General features: G+C 40.4%; 11 protein-coding genes. 5 read left to right on the top strand and 6 right to left on the bottom strand.

Annotated features, from left to right (window positions below; genetic code table 11):
* Window positions 1-18: 18 nt before the first annotated feature.
* Window positions 19-813 carry a class I SAM-dependent methyltransferase gene (locus QOL76_RS04710; RefSeq protein ID WP_283411877.1) on the top strand — a complete coding sequence of 265 codons (795 nt, stop codon included), beginning with the start codon at window positions 19-21 and terminating at the stop codon, window positions 811-813.
* A 9-nt stretch (window positions 814-822) separates the two neighbouring features.
* Window positions 823-1,518: a monofunctional biosynthetic peptidoglycan transglycosylase gene (gene mtgA, locus QOL76_RS04705; protein ID WP_283411876.1), complete on the top strand. Its 696-nt coding sequence runs from the start codon at window positions 823-825 to the stop codon at window positions 1,516-1,518.
* A gap of 438 nt (window positions 1,519-1,956) precedes the next feature.
* On the opposite strand, the gene QOL76_RS04700 is transcribed toward mtgA, so the two are convergent.
* A complete protein-coding gene (locus QOL76_RS04700) occupies window positions 1,957-3,684 on the bottom strand; it encodes a chloride channel protein (RefSeq protein ID WP_283411875.1) in 1,728 nt (575 codons plus the stop codon).
* A 120-nt stretch (window positions 3,685-3,804) separates the two neighbouring features.
* On the bottom strand, window positions 3,805-4,734 hold the full coding sequence (locus tag QOL76_RS04695) for a M28 family peptidase (RefSeq protein ID WP_283411874.1): 930 nt from the start codon (window positions 4,732-4,734) through the stop codon (window positions 3,805-3,807).
* Between the two features lie 69 nt (window positions 4,735-4,803).
* Between QOL76_RS04695 and QOL76_RS04690 the strand changes: the two genes are divergently transcribed.
* A complete protein-coding gene (locus tag QOL76_RS04690) occupies window positions 4,804-5,790 on the top strand; it encodes an NTPase (protein ID WP_283411873.1) in 987 nt (328 codons plus the stop codon).
* Window positions 5,791-5,991: 201 nt separating this feature from the next.
* Here the strand turns inward: QOL76_RS04690 and yjjX are convergent, their stop codons facing one another.
* Together yjjX and QOL76_RS04680 are read right to left on the bottom strand one after the other, a co-directional pair.
* On the bottom strand, window positions 5,992-6,558 hold the full coding sequence (gene yjjX, locus QOL76_RS04685) for an inosine/xanthosine triphosphatase (protein WP_283411872.1): 567 nt from the start codon (window positions 6,556-6,558) through the stop codon (window positions 5,992-5,994).
* A 25-nt stretch (window positions 6,559-6,583) separates the two neighbouring features.
* Window positions 6,584-7,291 carry a YebC/PmpR family DNA-binding transcriptional regulator gene (locus tag QOL76_RS04680; protein WP_283411871.1) on the bottom strand — a complete coding sequence of 236 codons (708 nt, stop codon included), beginning with the start codon at window positions 7,289-7,291 and terminating at the stop codon, window positions 6,584-6,586.
* A 146-nt stretch (window positions 7,292-7,437) separates the two neighbouring features.
* On the opposite strand from QOL76_RS04680, the gene QOL76_RS04675 reads away from it, so the two are divergent.
* Window positions 7,438-8,769: an NAD(P)/FAD-dependent oxidoreductase gene (locus tag QOL76_RS04675; protein WP_283411870.1), complete on the top strand. Its 1,332-nt coding sequence runs from the start codon at window positions 7,438-7,440 to the stop codon at window positions 8,767-8,769.
* A 93-nt stretch (window positions 8,770-8,862) separates the two neighbouring features.
* Window positions 8,863-9,291 (top strand): DUF4890 domain-containing protein, encoded by a 429-nt coding sequence (locus tag QOL76_RS04670; RefSeq protein ID WP_283411869.1) that lies wholly within the window; start codon window positions 8,863-8,865, stop codon window positions 9,289-9,291.
* Window positions 9,292-9,367: 76 nt separating this feature from the next.
* Here QOL76_RS04670 and QOL76_RS04665 read toward each other — a convergent pair whose 3' ends face one another.
* Together QOL76_RS04665 and gltB are read right to left on the bottom strand one after the other, a co-directional pair.
* Window positions 9,368-10,840, bottom strand: coding sequence for a glutamate synthase subunit beta (locus QOL76_RS04665; RefSeq protein ID WP_283411868.1), 1,473 nt, complete (start codon window positions 10,838-10,840; stop codon window positions 9,368-9,370).
* A gap of 1 nt (window position 10,841) precedes the next feature.
* Window positions 10,842-15,332: a glutamate synthase large subunit gene (gene gltB / locus QOL76_RS04660; RefSeq protein WP_283411867.1), complete on the bottom strand. Its 4,491-nt coding sequence runs from the start codon at window positions 15,330-15,332 to the stop codon at window positions 10,842-10,844.
* Between the last annotated feature and the right edge of the window lie 253 nt (window positions 15,333-15,585).

Below are 15,585 nucleotides of genomic sequence, written 5' to 3'. Positions count from 1 at the left end.
GAGCAAATATCCAAGGACATGACTGCATATTTACATGGATACATTCCTAAGGAGCAACAGCGGCTGATGGACCAAGCCGGTGTGCTTGGTTCTTTAATTTACCCTAGGGTTGATTTTTCTGGCTGCAAAAAACTTCTTGAAGTAGGTTCTGGAGTAGGGGCGCAAACTGAAGTTTTGTTAAGGCTATTTCCTGACCTTGAGATTACCTGCGTAGATTACTCCCAAAGTCAAATTGATAGAGCCAGACAGAATTTAGCGTTTGCTGGGGATAGAGTTAAATTTGTCTGTCAAGACGCCCGAAAACTACAGGTTGAAGAGAACTATGATTCAGTATTCATTTGCTGGGCATTAGAGCATATTCCTGATGCAGCTCAAGTTTTGGTAGCCATCAAGCCCTATCTTCTTCCTGAGACTAAGCTCTGGTTTACAGAGGTTTTTAATTCTAGTTTCTATTTTCATCCTGCATTTCCAGGGTTGACAAAATACTATAAAAACTACAATGATCTGCAGGTATCTTTGGGTGGTAATCCAGATATTGGGGCTAATCTTGGTAATCTGTTGAGGAATGCTGGCTACAGAGAAATTGGGCTATTTCATGGAGGGTTTCACTTAGATCAGCGAAAACCTGAGGAGCTTAAAGAAATTACTCAATATTGGAAGGAGTTAATGAAAAGTGCTGCTTCTGGAATGATCGAAGCAGAATTGGTTACAGAAGAAGATGTTTTGGCAATGGAGCATGATCTTGATTCTATTGCCTTGAATGATAATGCAGTGTTTTTCTACCATTTTATACAGGTGAGTGCTACCGTTTAAAACGAAAATATGAAAGTTCTTAAGTGGCTATGGCGATTGGTTTGGAAAACGCTTATGTGGTTTTTCATTTTATCCGTGGGGTTGACTGTTCTCTATCGTTTCGTTCCTGTGCCACTCACACCATTAATGGTTATTAGAGTTTTTGAACAGGCATTTGATTCTGAAAAAGAGGTTCGTCTTCGGAAAGACTGGGTTCCATTTAGTGAAATATCCAAGAACGCACCCCAAGCTGTGTATGCATCGGAAGATCAAAAATTTCTTGACCATAATGGGTTTGATATTGAAGCGATGGAAAAGGCATGGGAAAACAACAAGAAAGGAAAGCGTGTAAAGGGAGCGAGTACCATTACCCAGCAGACAGTTAAAAATGTCTTTCTATGGCAATCGCGTAATTATTTAAGGAAAGGACTTGAGGCATATTTTACCGTGTTGGTAGAGCTAATTTGGCCTAAAGAGCGCATCATGGAAGTTTACCTGAATGTGATAGAGATGGGCGAGGGAATCTACGGTATTGAAGCTGCTTCTCAGGAGTTTTTCGATAAACCAGCAGCCAAACTAACCCGAAATCAGGCAGCCTTGATAGCTGCAGTTCTTCCTAATCCAAGAAGATGGTCACCAGCCAGACCAACCCCATATATCTTAGGGAGGCAAGTCTGGATTCTAAGGCAGATGAACAATCTTCCTCCAATAGGTATGGGAATATAAACGTTGGATTTGTACTATTAAAATAGGATTATTTGATGTAAAAGTTTGAGGGATTTCAATTTCTTGTTTTTGTACTCCTGTTTTTCTCAATTATTTAAAAGGAATTGAAGCCCCACAAAATTATCTTTTAGCATTGATCGAAAATAGGTGTTTTTCAGGTTAAATTTTGGAGTTCAAACTTGTACCTATTTAATCATGCGATCCTTGTTTTTGGGCTCTATTTGAGGTTTAAAAAAAGCAAGTATTTTTTATCCACATTTTCGATAATTTATCCACACTTGTTAATATTCTATAGCTAATCGCCTGTAAAACAGCTAAATATATAGAGTTTTTTAAAGGTAATTTTGTGGATAAAGCAGCCTAACTTGAAAAAATCAGTTAAAACACAGAGGTAAAAAAGTGGATAATCCACTCTTCCAAATATTATTCTTAATTACGTTAATCTTGCTTTTGCTTGATGAGCCGTTTTCGGTATGCATTGAAGATTCTTGACTTGGAAACAAAGCCCAAATACTTGCCATCTTCGATTACAGGGAGGTTCCATGCACCAGACAATTCAAATTTTTCCATAGCTTTTTGCATATTCTCAGTAGCCAATAGGATTTCAGGGGGACTATGCATTAGCTCTTTAATCGTCAAGTTCTCTTGCTTCTCTCGATCAAACATGATGTCCCGAATATCATCTAAGGTGACTATACCTCTTAGAGCTTTAAACTCATCTACTACAGGAAAAATATTGCGCTTGGATATTTTCACTAAGTTGATCAAATCTTTCAATTTCGAATCAGGGTGTATTGGAAGCAAGTCTCGCTCAATTACATGGGAAATGGTTATGAGTTCCAAAAGTTCTTGATCTTTTGACTCAGGTAAGTTTCTGCCCTTTTCTTTCAGTTGAATCATGTAGATGCTGTCTTTCTGATAGGCAGTCTTAGTTACATAAGAAATCGCCGAAACAAACATCAATGGGACAAAAAGCTCATAACCTCCTGTTAATTCCGCTATTAAAAATATCGCAGAAAGAGGTGCGTGCTGAGCTCCTGCCATCACTCCACACATAGCAACTAAAGTAAAGTGAGCGAGAGGAAGAGGAATTGTAAAATCAAAAAGATTACTTGTGTAGGCAAAAAGAAAACCTAAAATACCACCTACATATAAGGAAGGAGCAAATATTCCTCCGCTTCCACCTGCCCCAAGAGTGACTGCAGATGCTATTGGCTTTACTAAGATGATAAAGGCTAAGAAAATAATGATGATATAGGGGTTCTCAATAATCGAGAAAAAAGGACTTCTTTCAAGTAATTGGCTTGAGTTTCCATCGATTAGCGTGTTAAGTGTTTCGTACCCTTCTCCATAGATAGGAGGCAGGAAAAAAACCATGATTCCCAAGATTGCCCCGCCGTAAAGTATTCTCAAAGCTTGGCTATCAAAACTCTCCATCAAAGATTCTGTTTTTCTTACAGCCTGGCTAAAATAGAGAGATACTATACCGCAGGTTATTCCCAGCAGCAAATAATAAGGCATGTGGGAAGCCTGGAAGTTTTCAGTCAATTTGAAGTTGAAAACGGAGTCTTTGCCGATAAGAACCATGGATGTCAAAGAGCCGGTAACAGATGCAATCAACAGGGGAATAAAGCTAGCAGTGCTGATTTCCATCATGATTACTTCTATCGCGAAAATCACTCCGCCTATCGGAGCGCCAAATATGGAAGAAATGGCAGCGGCTGCACCACAGCCTATCAGGAGTGTCCTCTTTTTTGCATTCAGGTGAACAAGAGATCCAACATTAGATCCGATCGCCGAGCCTGTTACTAACATTGGTGCCTCAAGACCGACAGATCCACCGAATCCAACAGTTATAGCAGAAGTAACTACACGACTGTAGGTTTTTACTCTTGCAATGATGCTTTGCTTTTTGGAGATGTTGAACAGGATATCCGGGATTCCATGCCCCCCCCAATCTTTGAAAATATACTTTCCTAAGATGTAGGCTGTCACAATACCGATAAGTGGATAGATGATATAAAGGAAATTGGCATATTCCTTATAAAACCCTTCCGTTAGAAAATGCTGAATAGCATGTACTCCTTCCTTTAGAATCACTGCGGCAAGACCTGATAATATACCTATTATCCCGCTGAGAAGTAGGATAAAGGTTTGGTTACTCATGTGTCTGAGTCTCCATATCAAAAGCCTGGTGATAAAATCAGTTTTAGCCAAAATATCGCGTTAGTTGCGTGCTTAAAAGTCTAAGGTAAGTAAGAAGTAAACCAATGGAAAGGAGAGGCCTTACTCTTTGGGTAATTCCACATCCAATGCTATTGTACACTTCAAGATAAGGTTGACAGCATTGATATAAAACTGTTCGTCTATATTTTCAAAAGAATCACTTGGTTTATGATAGTCTGGGTGATCTTCTACGCCGAAATAAATATGTGGAATATTCGCATTAAAGAATGGTCCTTGATCTGAGGATTGAGTCCAGTTATCCCTTCCTGTGTTCGGTTCATCGTGGCCAAACATTAACTTGGGAGTAGAACCAATAGACGCTCCTTCTAAGATGGTTTTAAAAGTGGGATAGTAGTAAGTACCCGAAGCATATAGCTCTCCCTTTTCATTTCTGGAAATCATATCCATATTGATGTTGAGAAGAATTTGATCTAATTCAAAGGGGAAATCTTTAAGTAATGCTTTTGCACCTTGTAATCCCATCTCTTCGCCGTCCAATGCAGCAAAAATCATGGAGTGCTCAGGTCTATGTTTTTTAAAATACCTGGCTAATTCTATCAATGCGGCAGTTCCTGATGCATTGTCGTCGGCACCGTTGTAAATGGTATCACCATCTGCATTGGGCCTGCCTATCCCCACGTGATCATAGTGCGCAGTAATTACAATCAGTTTTTTTGACTCCTTACCAGCTACAAACCCTAAAATATTAATAGCGTCTTCGTATGTTTTGTTATCTCTCCTACTTTCAAAAGTAAACTTTTGCTGATAATCGGCATATTGCGTCTTCAGTCCAATGCTTTTAAATTGATCAAGAATAAAAGAACGTGCTTCAGCATTTCCTTCACTGCCAGTTTTTCTGCCTTTAAGCTCATCAGAAGATAAATACTTGATATTTTCAATGAGACTTTTTGGAGAAATACTTTGCCCATTCGCTTGAAAAATTAGTAGAAATAAGAAACAACTTATTGCGTTTTTGATTGAGAGTTGCATCAAGGAAAGTATTTTGCGTTATGTATATTGGTAAAATTAATAAGCTTAGTGGATCACACCTCTGAATTCATGAAATATAATATCCTTTTTATTTTTATTCTTTTAGTAAATCACAAGCCGGTTTCGGCTCAAGGGGCTCTACCTCAGACATTTTTTAATGGAAAATCGGTGGTTTTAGTCTCAGCCGACCCTTCTGCTAGACCCATCATGACTTGGGAAGAAGTGGCAGATAGCGTGCACAATTCACTGGTAAAGGCAGGTGGAGATCCTGTGGCCTATTTTGAACTAGAGAAAGTAGCGCTATCTGAGGCTGTGCAGACAGACTTTGCCAAGGCGTTTCAGCAGCGGCTTGTTAAGAATATTATTCTAATCACCAGGCAGAAAAATCAGATGAATATTCACGTAGGGTCTTTTACCGGTGACAAAAATATTATTCCAAGTAAATCGCTTTATGGCATAACAGGAGCTGATATAGGCGCGGTTACTGGCCAGTTTGCTAGTATAGGTGAACTTCAGCCGACACAAAATCTTCTTGTTTTAGAAGTGCCTGAGTTTCTAAGTATCAGTAATACTGAAACGACATCTAACCTCAAATTTATTCCCCAAAATCCGCTCAACCTTGATGTGTTTCAGTTAGGGATTACAATTGAAGGCTCATCAGCAGAAACAGGCCTACTTAGTTACTTTAGGTATGATATGTATGGTAAGTCGCCCGAAGTTATCCTGGCTGAGCAGGCAGCTCAAAAAGCCGGAATCGAACAAGTGCTCAAGCAGGAATATCCATATGAAATTGAGTGGCTCACCGAGGCAAAATCTGAAGCAGAATTAATTCAAGAAAAAGTCCAGTTTCTGTTGGTAAAAGTAGAAGGCAGAGAAGCAGATTTGATGAAAAGTATGGGGTTAGAACCAAGAACGGATGAAGCTGCTTCAAGGATAGTTGTAAAATATTACATCAAGCTTCTTGTTCGTGAGGAGCTGTACATAGGCCCTGAATGGGATGCTGATCCTGATTGGAGAGTAGCTTTGAATAACTTTCTAAAGAATTTAAAAAAATAGACCTCTCCAATGAGAGGTCTATAGCTACTTAATGATAGGGGTGATTTAAGCAACTTCTACTAGTATTGATTTATTAGAGATAGTTGGAATATTCCGTCTCTATAGGATAAATCAAAGTTGTAAATTTCAATTATTCAATAATAATCAAATTTTTTTCGATTAAAATGTACTTAGCTAAAAAAATTAGAAAAATCGATTCTCTTAATACAGTTCTTTGTTCATAAAAGGAATCAAAGCCAGTATAATTGCTTGGTTATAATAGGTTTGTCTAGTAAGTACACCATGGGTTAGGATGCCCACAGAACCTCCATTTTGTTTTGAATTTTCTTGAGAAAAAACCTGGTCATCAGCTTCCCCCAATTCCATTCCAGATTGAATGAGTTTAGCAATGACTTCTGGGAGGTAAAAAATTCCAGTTTTTGCTTTGCCTTTTAACCCAGTTTTATCTTCGATATATATCCAAGCAAAAGCGTACATGCCTCCTTCATCCTCAGCTATTCCTCCCTCTATACCCACCCAATAGTCTGCTTCAGGGAAGGTTTTTCTTGCATTGATTACTCGATTTCTGGCCCCCAAATAGGTCTCTTCATCACCTTTGGGTTGATCGGAAACTTGCGAGGCAGCATTGATGCCATTTACCACAAATCCCTTAGCAAAAGCTTCAGTAAAAGCGGATTCAGTACAATCTATTTTAACGGGGTTCTTACTTCCTACAATAATTAGTGGCTTTTCTACAGCCTGGAAATTTTCTCTTTTTGGGAAATTCATAAAATAAAAAAACCTAGGCGGGTGCCTAGGCCATGTTTGTGAAAATTTGATTTACGTCATCGTCATCTTCCATCTTTTCTATCATCTTATTGATAATCTCTTCCTGCTCCTCATCTAGTTCTGTGAGGGTAGTCGGGAAGCGTTGAAAGTCCGCGCTGATAACTTCTATATTTCGTTCTTCTAGTGCTTTTTGCATGGTGCCAAAGTCTTCAAATTCTGTGTAAACGAAGATTTCTCCTTCGTTTTCATCAATGTCTACCAGGCCAAAATCAATTAATTCGAACTCTAATTCTTCTAGGTCAAACTCCCCTTTTGCAAAGCGGAAAACAGCCTTTCTGTCAAACATAAAAACCACGGATCCAGACGTTCCTAGTGAGCCACCAGCTTTAGAAAAATAGCTTCTCACATTAGCGACAGTTCTATTGATGTTGTCTGTGGAGGTTTCTACCACGACAGCGATTCCGAAAGGGCCATAGCCTTCGTAAACCACTTCTTCGTAATCTTTCTCATCCTTATTTGAGGCGCGCTTGATAGCTGCTTCAATTCTGTCTTTGGGCATTTGTGCTCCCTTCGCATTCTGGATGATTGTACGAAGTCTTGGATTAGAAGCAGGATCGGGACCACCCGATTTCACCGCCATCACGATCTCTTTTCCTAGACGCGTAAAAACTTTGGACATTTTGTCCCAACGCTTGAATTTTCTCTCTTTTCTGAATTCAAATGCTCTTCCCATGGTTATAAACTATTAGCGTGGTAAAATTAGCAATTCTTTTCGTTTAGGCTGAAAAATGAATAACTCAGAAGAAAGTTTTGGTAATTTAATCCCAGAAATCTGCCCAAAATAGCTTATAAATCGTAAGCAATTAAAACACTTTTATTATGTCGGATTTTCTTTCCCATCCTCTCCCAAACATTCCCAAATCAGATTTACCGAAAGTAGTTATTGTAGGCGCAGGTTTTGGAGGTTTAAAGCTTGCAATGAAGCTGATGAAAAAGAAGTTTCAGGTGATCCTTTTGGACAAGCACAATTACCATCAGTTTCAGCCCTTATTTTATCAAGTGGCTACAGCAGGCCTAGAGCCCAGCGCTATTTCATTTCCGCTACGCAAAATATTTCATGGGTCAAAAAATGTGACTTTTCGGATGGCGCAGGTGGAGTACTTTGATCCAAAAATTAAGCGGGTCTATACCGACATGGGATACTTAGATTATACTTATCTGGTGATGGCAATGGGGGCGGACACTAATTATTTTGGAAATAAAAATATAGAAGAATCTGCCTCTCCAATGAAAACTGTTTCTGAGGCGCTTTACATCAGGAATAAGATAATTTCCAACTACGAGCGTGCTATCAATATTGAGAGATCTGAGGATCGAAAATCATTGATGAATGTAGTGATCGTCGGTGGCGGACCAACTGGAGTAGAGCTGGCCGGAGCAATGGCCGATTTGAGGAATACTGTGCTTCCAAAGGATTATCCCGAGTTGAATTTCCATAATATGAAGATAGTGCTTATAGAGGCAGGCCCAGATTTACTAGGTTCTATGTCTCCGGAGTCAAAAGCACATGCATTGAAGTATCTGCAGGATCTTGGGGTAGAAGTGATGCTGAAAACCTTGGTGAAAGACTATAATGGAGAGGAAGTAATTCTAGCAGATAGAGAAGCAATTCAGACGCAAACCCTTCTCTGGGCTGCTGGTATCAAACCGAATCGAATTGGGGGTATTGAAGAGGATAGTTATGCCCCGAATGGTAGAATTTTCGTTGATGATTTTTCTGAAGTTAAAGGGTGTCCGGATGTTTTTGCCTTGGGAGATATTAGTTTGATGTCTCAGGCGGAGTATCCAAAGGGTCATCCTCAAGTTGCTCAAGTAGCTATTCAACAAGCTGTTTGCCTTGCAACTAATCTTCAAAGAATCGAAGAGGGCAAAGAGAAGAAAATTTTTACATATAAGGATTTGGGTTCCATGGCTACTGTAGGTAGAAAATTGGCCGTGGTTGACTTACCATTTATCAAGTTTCAGGGCATTCTTGCCTGGTTTACTTGGCTATTTGTTCACCTGATGGCGATCCTTGGGGTGAAAAACAAAGTATTTATCTTCCTCGATTGGTCTTGGAATTATTTGAGCTTCGACCCAAGCCTAAGATTGCTTATCAAACCTAAAGCGGTGCGCCCTAGTGAGCAGAAAGAACTGACTGAAGAGAGATAGATAATTTAGATTTGTTAACAAAAACAATTTTATGTGTGATTAAACTCATCTGTTCTAGGTCTGTCTAAATCGTGTAACTAAACACTAGAACACATGAACAAATGGATTTTCGCTACAGGTATGATGGTTATGATCAGCCTAAGCACAATGGCACAAAAGAGAGGTGGTGAAAGACCAACCGCGGAAGAAAGAGCAAAGCGATCTACTGAGCAAATGGCTGAGTCACTTTCACTTACTGAAGCACAGAAAAAGCAGATCTTAGAAATCAACCTTGAGTATGCTAAAAAGAATGAGGCCGAAATGGCTGAAAGAAAAGCTGAAATGGAGGCACGAAAAGCAGAAATGGAAGCCAAGAGGGAGGAATTGAAAGCCCAGGATGCTAAAATCCAGGCGGTGCTAACTGAAGAGCAGAAAGCAAAATGGACTGAAATCAAGGCGGAAAGAATGGATGATCGTCGTAGAGGCAGACCAAATGCGCAAATCGAAGGTGATCCACGGAAAGGGAGAAGAGGAGGTAATTAATTCTCCTTTTCTCTTAATACTAGAAAAGCCATCCTGAACACTCGGGATGGCTTTTTGTCTTTGAAATACAGCTTATTTAATCTAATATTTCCTCTTCCACTTGGAAGAACGATTCGTCTTTCTGTGGAAGGTTAGATTCTCCCATTAGGTATTCATCTACCTTTACAGCAGCTTCTCTACCTTCAGATATCGCCCAAACGACTAAAGATTGACCTCTTCGCATATCTCCAGCTAGGAAAACTTTTGAATTAGTGCTTTGATAATTTTTAGACTTCGGAAGCGTGTTTTCCATAGTTTCTGCCCCAAATGCTGCTAGTAAACCATTCTGCGCCGGCCCAGTGTAGCCGATCGCCAAGAATGCGAGATCACATGGAACGGTACGTTCGGTTCCAGCAATTTCTTCGAAAACCATTCGACCATCCTTATGTACCCATTCTAGATCTACTAGACTCAAGCCAGTTACTTGCCCTTCATCATTTACGATAAATTCCTTAGTAAGAATAGAGAATACACGCTCAGCACCTTCTTCATGTGAACTAGAGGTACGCAAAGTCATAGGCCATTCTGGCCAAGGATTCAGAGTGTTTCTCTGCTGAGGAGGCTTAGGCAATAGTTCAAGCTGAGTAATTGAAGCAGCTCCATGTCTATTAGATGTGCCTATACAATCACTGCCAGTATCTCCACCACCTATTACGATGACGTGCTTACCTTTAGCAGAAATTGGGTTTTCTTTAATTTCACCAGATACCACCTTGTTTTGTTGGCCTAAGAATTCCATGGCAAAATGAACACCTTTTGCTTCAGCGCCTTTGATGTTTAATCCTCTGGGTTGTCCTGCTCCAGTGGAAAGTACCACTGCATCAAAGTTTTTAAGAATATTCTCCGCTTTGATATTGAAACCTATTTCAGTATCACATGAGAAAATTACTCCCTCTTGTTTCATGAATTCGATTCGACGATCAATCACCCATTTTTCAAGCTTGAAATCTGGAATGCCAAATCGAAGTAATCCTCCTGGCTTTGAGTCTTTTTCGAAAATCGTTACTTCATGCCCTGCTTGATTTAGTTGGTCTGCTGCTGCAAGTCCTGCAGGTCCAGAGCCTACTACAGCAACTGATTTTCCAGTTCGTGTTTTTGGCGGATTTGCTTTGATCAAGCCTAGTTCGTATGCCTTCTCAGCGATGTTTTTTTCGATCAATTCAATCGCAACGGGATCTTTATTGATGCCTAATACACAGCTTGCTTCACACGGAGCTGGACAAATTCTCCCTGTGAATTCAGGGAAATTGTTGGTGCTGCGTAGAATTTTAATCGCTTGCTCCCATTCGTTTTTATAAACCGCATCATTGAAATCCGGTATTACATTACCAAGTGGACAACCATTATGGCAAAACGGTACCCCACAATCCATGCATCGTGCAGCCTGATTATTTAACTTTTCGCCACTAAATGGCTCATATATTTCCTTGTAGTCACCTATTCTAGCTTTCGCGTCACGGGTAACCGGAGTTTCTCTTTTGAATTGTATAAATCCTTCTTTCGCTCCCATTTTACGCCAATGATTTTGATTGTTCTAATGCTCTTTTCTCTAAAACTGCCTTGTAATCTCTAGGAATCACTTTAATAAACTTCTCTTTATAAGTATCCCATTCTTCTAGAAACTTAGTTCCTAACCCTGATTTAGTCAGTTTTACATGTCTTTTCAGGAATGTCTTGATTGTGCTGTAATCCTCATCTTCCAGAATATCGATATCGACCAATTCTGGATTGATCTCTGTAATGTAATCTTTAAGGATATAGGCTATCCCGCCGCTCATTCCGGCAGCAAAGTTTCGTCCTATCTCTCCAAGATTCACTACCAAACCACCCGTCATGTATTCACAACCGTGATCACCAATTCCTTCTACTACAGTTTGTACACCGGAGTTTCTCACGCAGAATCGCTCCCCGCCTTTTCCATTGATGTATGCCTCACCAGAAGTAGCACCATAGAAAGCTACGTTACCAATGATGATATTTTCCTCAGGAACAAATTTGGCATTTCTGCTTGGGTAGATGATCAGTTTTCCGCCGGAAAGACCTTTTCCAAAGTAATCATTGGCTTCACCTTCCAGTTCGAAATTGACTCCTTTGGTAAGGAATCCTCCAAATGTCTGGCCTGCAGACCCTGTGAATTTGAAGTTGATGGTATCCTCAGGTAATCCTGGACTACCGTATATTTTAGAAATCTCATTGGAAAGCATCGCTCCCACTGACCTATCAATATTTTTGATCTGGAAACTTCCAGAGGAAGCCATCGCTTGTTCAAGTGATGGTAGTGCAGCTTTGATTAGCTGCCGGTCCAAAACTCTCTTCAGTTCAAAATCCTGATCAATTTGCTTGTGAATACCTACGTGATCTGGAACTTCTACCTTATGGAATATTGGACTCAAGTCCACTTTATCCCATTTCCAATGGTTCAGATGTCCGGTAGACTGAAGCACGTTGCTTTGTCCGACCATTTCATCTATTGTACGGAAACCTAGCGAAGCCATGATTTCACGTAAATCTTGTACCAAGAATTGGAAGTAGTTTACCACGTGATCTGGATCACCTGTAAATAATTTTCGTAGATCTGGATTTTGAGTTGCAATTCCAACTGGACAAGTGTTCAGGTGGCATTTTCTCATCATAATACATCCTTCTACTACTAGAGCAGCAGTAGAAATTCCCCACTCTTCAGCTCCTAGAAGGGTTGCAATCGCAAGATCTCGTCCAGTTCGTAGCTGACCATCGGTTTGAAGGACAACACGGCTACGTAAGTTGTTTTTCACTAGCGTTTGATGTGCTTCAGAGAGTCCAAGCTCCCATGGTAAACCTGCATGACGAATTGAACTCAATGGAGATGCTCCTGTTCCTCCATCTGCTCCAGAGATGAGGATCACATCAGCCATGGCCTTAGCCACACCTGCTGCTACAGTCCCGACTCCCGCTTGGGAAACAAGCTTGACATTGATTCTGGCTTTTCTATTCGCATTTTTCAAATCGTAAATCAGCTGAGCCAAATCTTCGATAGAATAAATATCGTGGTGTGGTGGAGGAGATATCAAACCTACGCCAGGCGTGGAGTGTCTTACTCTACCGATCCAATCATCTACTTTATGTCCTGGAAGCTGACCACCTTCACCAGGTTTTGCTCCTTGTGCCATTTTAATTTGGAGCTCGGCGGCATTTGTTAGGTAATTACTAGTTACGCCGAATCTACCGGAGGCTACTTGCTTAATCGCTGAGCGTTCCCAGTCTCCATTTTCTTTTTTGGCAAATCGAATTTCGTCTTCTCCGCCTTCTCCAGAGTTACTCTTGGCGCCTATCCTGTTCATGGCTATCGCCAAAGTAGAGTGTGCTTCGTGAGAAATAGATCCAAATGACATCGCACCAGTGGCAAACCTTCTCATAATGGAAGATGCCGGCTCTACTTCGTCAATTGGTACAGAGATTCGTTTTTTGAATTCAAATAAGCCCCTTAAGGTCAAAGCATCTTTACTTTGCTCATTGATTTTGGCTGCAAATTTCTTATACAAAGCAAAATCATTCAATCGGGTAGATTTCTGAAGTAGGTGGATTGTTTCAGGATTGAATAAGTGTTTTTCACCCCTTCTTTTCCACTGATACACGCCTCCTTGCTCTAGAATAGGAGAGTCTGTCTCATAAGCAGCCCTGTGACGAATCAAGACTTCTTCAGCCAATTCGTCAAAGGCTATACCTGAGATTCTGGAAATGGTTCCTTTAAAACATCTATCAATAACTTCTGGTCCAAGTCCTACTGCTTCGAAAATCTGTGCACTTTGGTAAGACTGAAGCGTACTGATTCCCATTTTGGAAAGCACTTTGAGTAGTCCTTTTCCTATCGCCGCTTGATAATTTGAGAATAATTTCTTCTGGTTTTTTGCATTAGGCAATTCACCTTTTTCAAACATATCCAAAAGAGATTCCAATGCCATGTATGGATTGATGGCAGAAGCACCGTATCCAATTGCAGTTGCGAAATGATGTGTTTCGCGGATATCTCCAGATTCCAGCACCAAGCCGGCGCTAGTTCTTATTTTCTTTTTGACAAGATGATGGTGAACTGCCCCGATCGCCAATAGAGATGGGATTGGTGCATATTCTTTAGTACTATTTCTGTCAGAAATAATGATGACATTTTTTCCTTCACTAATTGCTTTTTCAGCCTCATCACATAGCTTGTCAAGCGCTTCCAAAAGCCTTCCTGGCTGGTGATCTGCTAGGAAATGACTGGAAAGAGTAGCACATCTATAGCCTTGCCCTTCCATATTCTGAATTTTTTCCAGGTCTTCATTTAGCAGTACTGGCTGGGAAATATGGATTTGACGCGTGTGCTTAGGACTTTCTTCCAAAATATTCTGTCCTACGCCCAATCGGGTGAACAAAGACATTACCAAACGCTCACGAATCGGATCGATCGGAGGATTACTTACCTGCGCAAATAGCTGCTTGAAGTAATTGGAAATATGCTGACTTTCTTTGGATAGAACAGCTAATGGAGTATCCGCTCCCATTGAGCCAATTGCTTCATAGGCAGTATCTCCCATTGGGCTCAAGACTACTTTGAGTTCCTCAGAAGTGTATCCAAATATAGTTTGGTGCTTTTTAATGTTCTCGGTAGAATATGGATGAGTCAGCGTTTTTGGGGCATCCTCCAGACGAAGTTTGATTCGCTGGTCTGCTACCCACTGCTCATAAGGCTGTTTTCTGCAGATTTCACCTTTTACTTCCTCATCAAATACCACTCGGCCTTTTTCCAAATCAGCCCAAATCATTCTACCTGGACTGATTCTGCCTTTTTCTAATATTGTAGCTTCCCGAATAGGCAATGCTCCTGCCTCGGAAGAAAGAATCAGTCTTTGATCTTTAGTAATAAAGTATCTAAGTGGACGCAGGCCATTTCTGTCAAGCGTAGCACCAACAGATTTTCCATCTGTAAAGAGCAAAGCAGCTGGACCATCCCATGGCTCAACAAGTGAAGCATGGAATTTATAGAATGATTTTCTGTCCCGATCCATCACTTCATTATCCTGCCAAGCTTCTGGCACAAGCATCATCATAGCATGAGGAAGGGATCTACCACTCAACGTGAGAAGTTCTACCATCGCGTCAAGATTCGCTGAATCAGACTTCTGCTTATCAGTAATAGGCATCAAGCGAGAAAGCTCCTCATCAGTGAAAAACTTAGATTTCATGAGGTTTTCCTTAGACTTCATCTTATTCAGATTCCCTTTGATCGTATTGATCTCACCATTGTGAGAAAGGAATCGGAATGGCTGTGCCAATCTCCAGTTTGGAAAAGTATTGGTAGAGAATCGTGAGTGTACAATTGCAAATGCAGAGCCTATTCTCGGGTTTTGTAAGTCTTTGTAAAAAGCCAATACCTGATCAGTCCGAAGTTGTCCCTTATATATAAGTGTCTGACTGCTCAAACTCGCAAAATAGAAGGACTGGTTTACTCCTGGAATCTTAGTGTTGATTTCAGAAGTGGAATAGTTTCTAAGCACATAAAGCTTGCGCTCCAATTCAATTCCTGTGAGTCCCTTTTTATGCTTGACAAAAAGTTGCTCTATATTAGGCATCACTTCTAATGCTCCGGAACCTGGTACGGTTTCGTCCACCGGCACAGATCTATATCCGATTAACTCAAAACCCAACTCATCAATCAGTTGATTAAGTAGTTCTTTTGACTTGTGGAATAGTTGCTTATTCTTTGGGAAAAACGTCATGCCCACGCCATAAGATCCAGCTTCTGGAAGCTCGATTTCTGTACGTGCAGTGATATCCTTAAGGAACTGATGTGGTACCTGAATTAATATGCCAGCACCATCGCCAGATTTGGGATCAGCCCCTCTTCCACCACGGTGCTCCATGTTGCTCAGCATGTATAAGGCATCGCTAATTGTCTCATGTGAGGGTACTGCGCTCAAATCGACAACTGCACCTATACCGCAGGAGTCATGCTCAAACTCCGATCGATACAAACCTTCTTGCATTTTTATAGAATTTATTAGGTTCAAAATTTCCAAAAATTACAAAAAAAAAATGTCCTATTAAAATTACGGCAATAAAACGGGTGCTTTAGTGCCTTATTACTTATGGATTTTAACTTTATTAAAATTTTGGCAATTACCTTTTTGGTGTAAAAAATTGAACGTAGCTGTAAATTTTATAGCGGTATTTGAATAGATAGGGTGTTTTTTGACACTTTTCCAGAAAAAAGTATGTCATGATTTTAGTTTTGGGGTA

The sequence above is a fragment of the Algoriphagus winogradskyi genome, from assembly GCF_900182815.1.
GTDB classification, from domain to species: Bacteria; Bacteroidota; Bacteroidia; order Cytophagales; family Cyclobacteriaceae; genus Algoriphagus; species Algoriphagus winogradskyi.
This window is presented reverse-complemented; position numbering and strand designations above follow the sequence as displayed.

Coding starts and splice junctions, on each gene's coding strand:
- QOL76_RS04710 (WP_283411877.1), top strand. CDS start 19: ATGACTGCATATTTACATGGATACATTCCTAAGGAGCAACAGCGGCTG.
- mtgA (WP_283411876.1), top strand. CDS start 823: ATGAAAGTTCTTAAGTGGCTATGGCGATTGGTTTGGAAAACGCTTATG.
- QOL76_RS04700 (WP_283411875.1), bottom strand. CDS start 3,684: ATGAGTAACCAAACCTTTATCCTACTTCTCAGCGGGATAATAGGTATA.
- QOL76_RS04695 (WP_283411874.1), bottom strand. CDS start 4,734: ATGCAACTCTCAATCAAAAACGCAATAAGTTGTTTCTTATTTCTACTA.
- QOL76_RS04690 (WP_283411873.1), top strand. CDS start 4,804: ATGAAATATAATATCCTTTTTATTTTTATTCTTTTAGTAAATCACAAG.
- yjjX (WP_283411872.1), bottom strand. CDS start 6,558: ATGAATTTCCCAAAAAGAGAAAATTTCCAGGCTGTAGAAAAGCCACTA.
- QOL76_RS04680 (WP_283411871.1), bottom strand. CDS start 7,291: ATGGGAAGAGCATTTGAATTCAGAAAAGAGAGAAAATTCAAGCGTTGG.
- QOL76_RS04675 (WP_283411870.1), top strand. CDS start 7,438: ATGTCGGATTTTCTTTCCCATCCTCTCCCAAACATTCCCAAATCAGAT.
- QOL76_RS04670 (WP_283411869.1), top strand. CDS start 8,863: ATGAACAAATGGATTTTCGCTACAGGTATGATGGTTATGATCAGCCTA.
- QOL76_RS04665 (WP_283411868.1), bottom strand. CDS start 10,840: ATGGGAGCGAAAGAAGGATTTATACAATTCAAAAGAGAAACTCCGGTT.
- gltB (WP_283411867.1), bottom strand. CDS start 15,332: ATGCAAGAAGGTTTGTATCGATCGGAGTTTGAGCATGACTCCTGCGGT.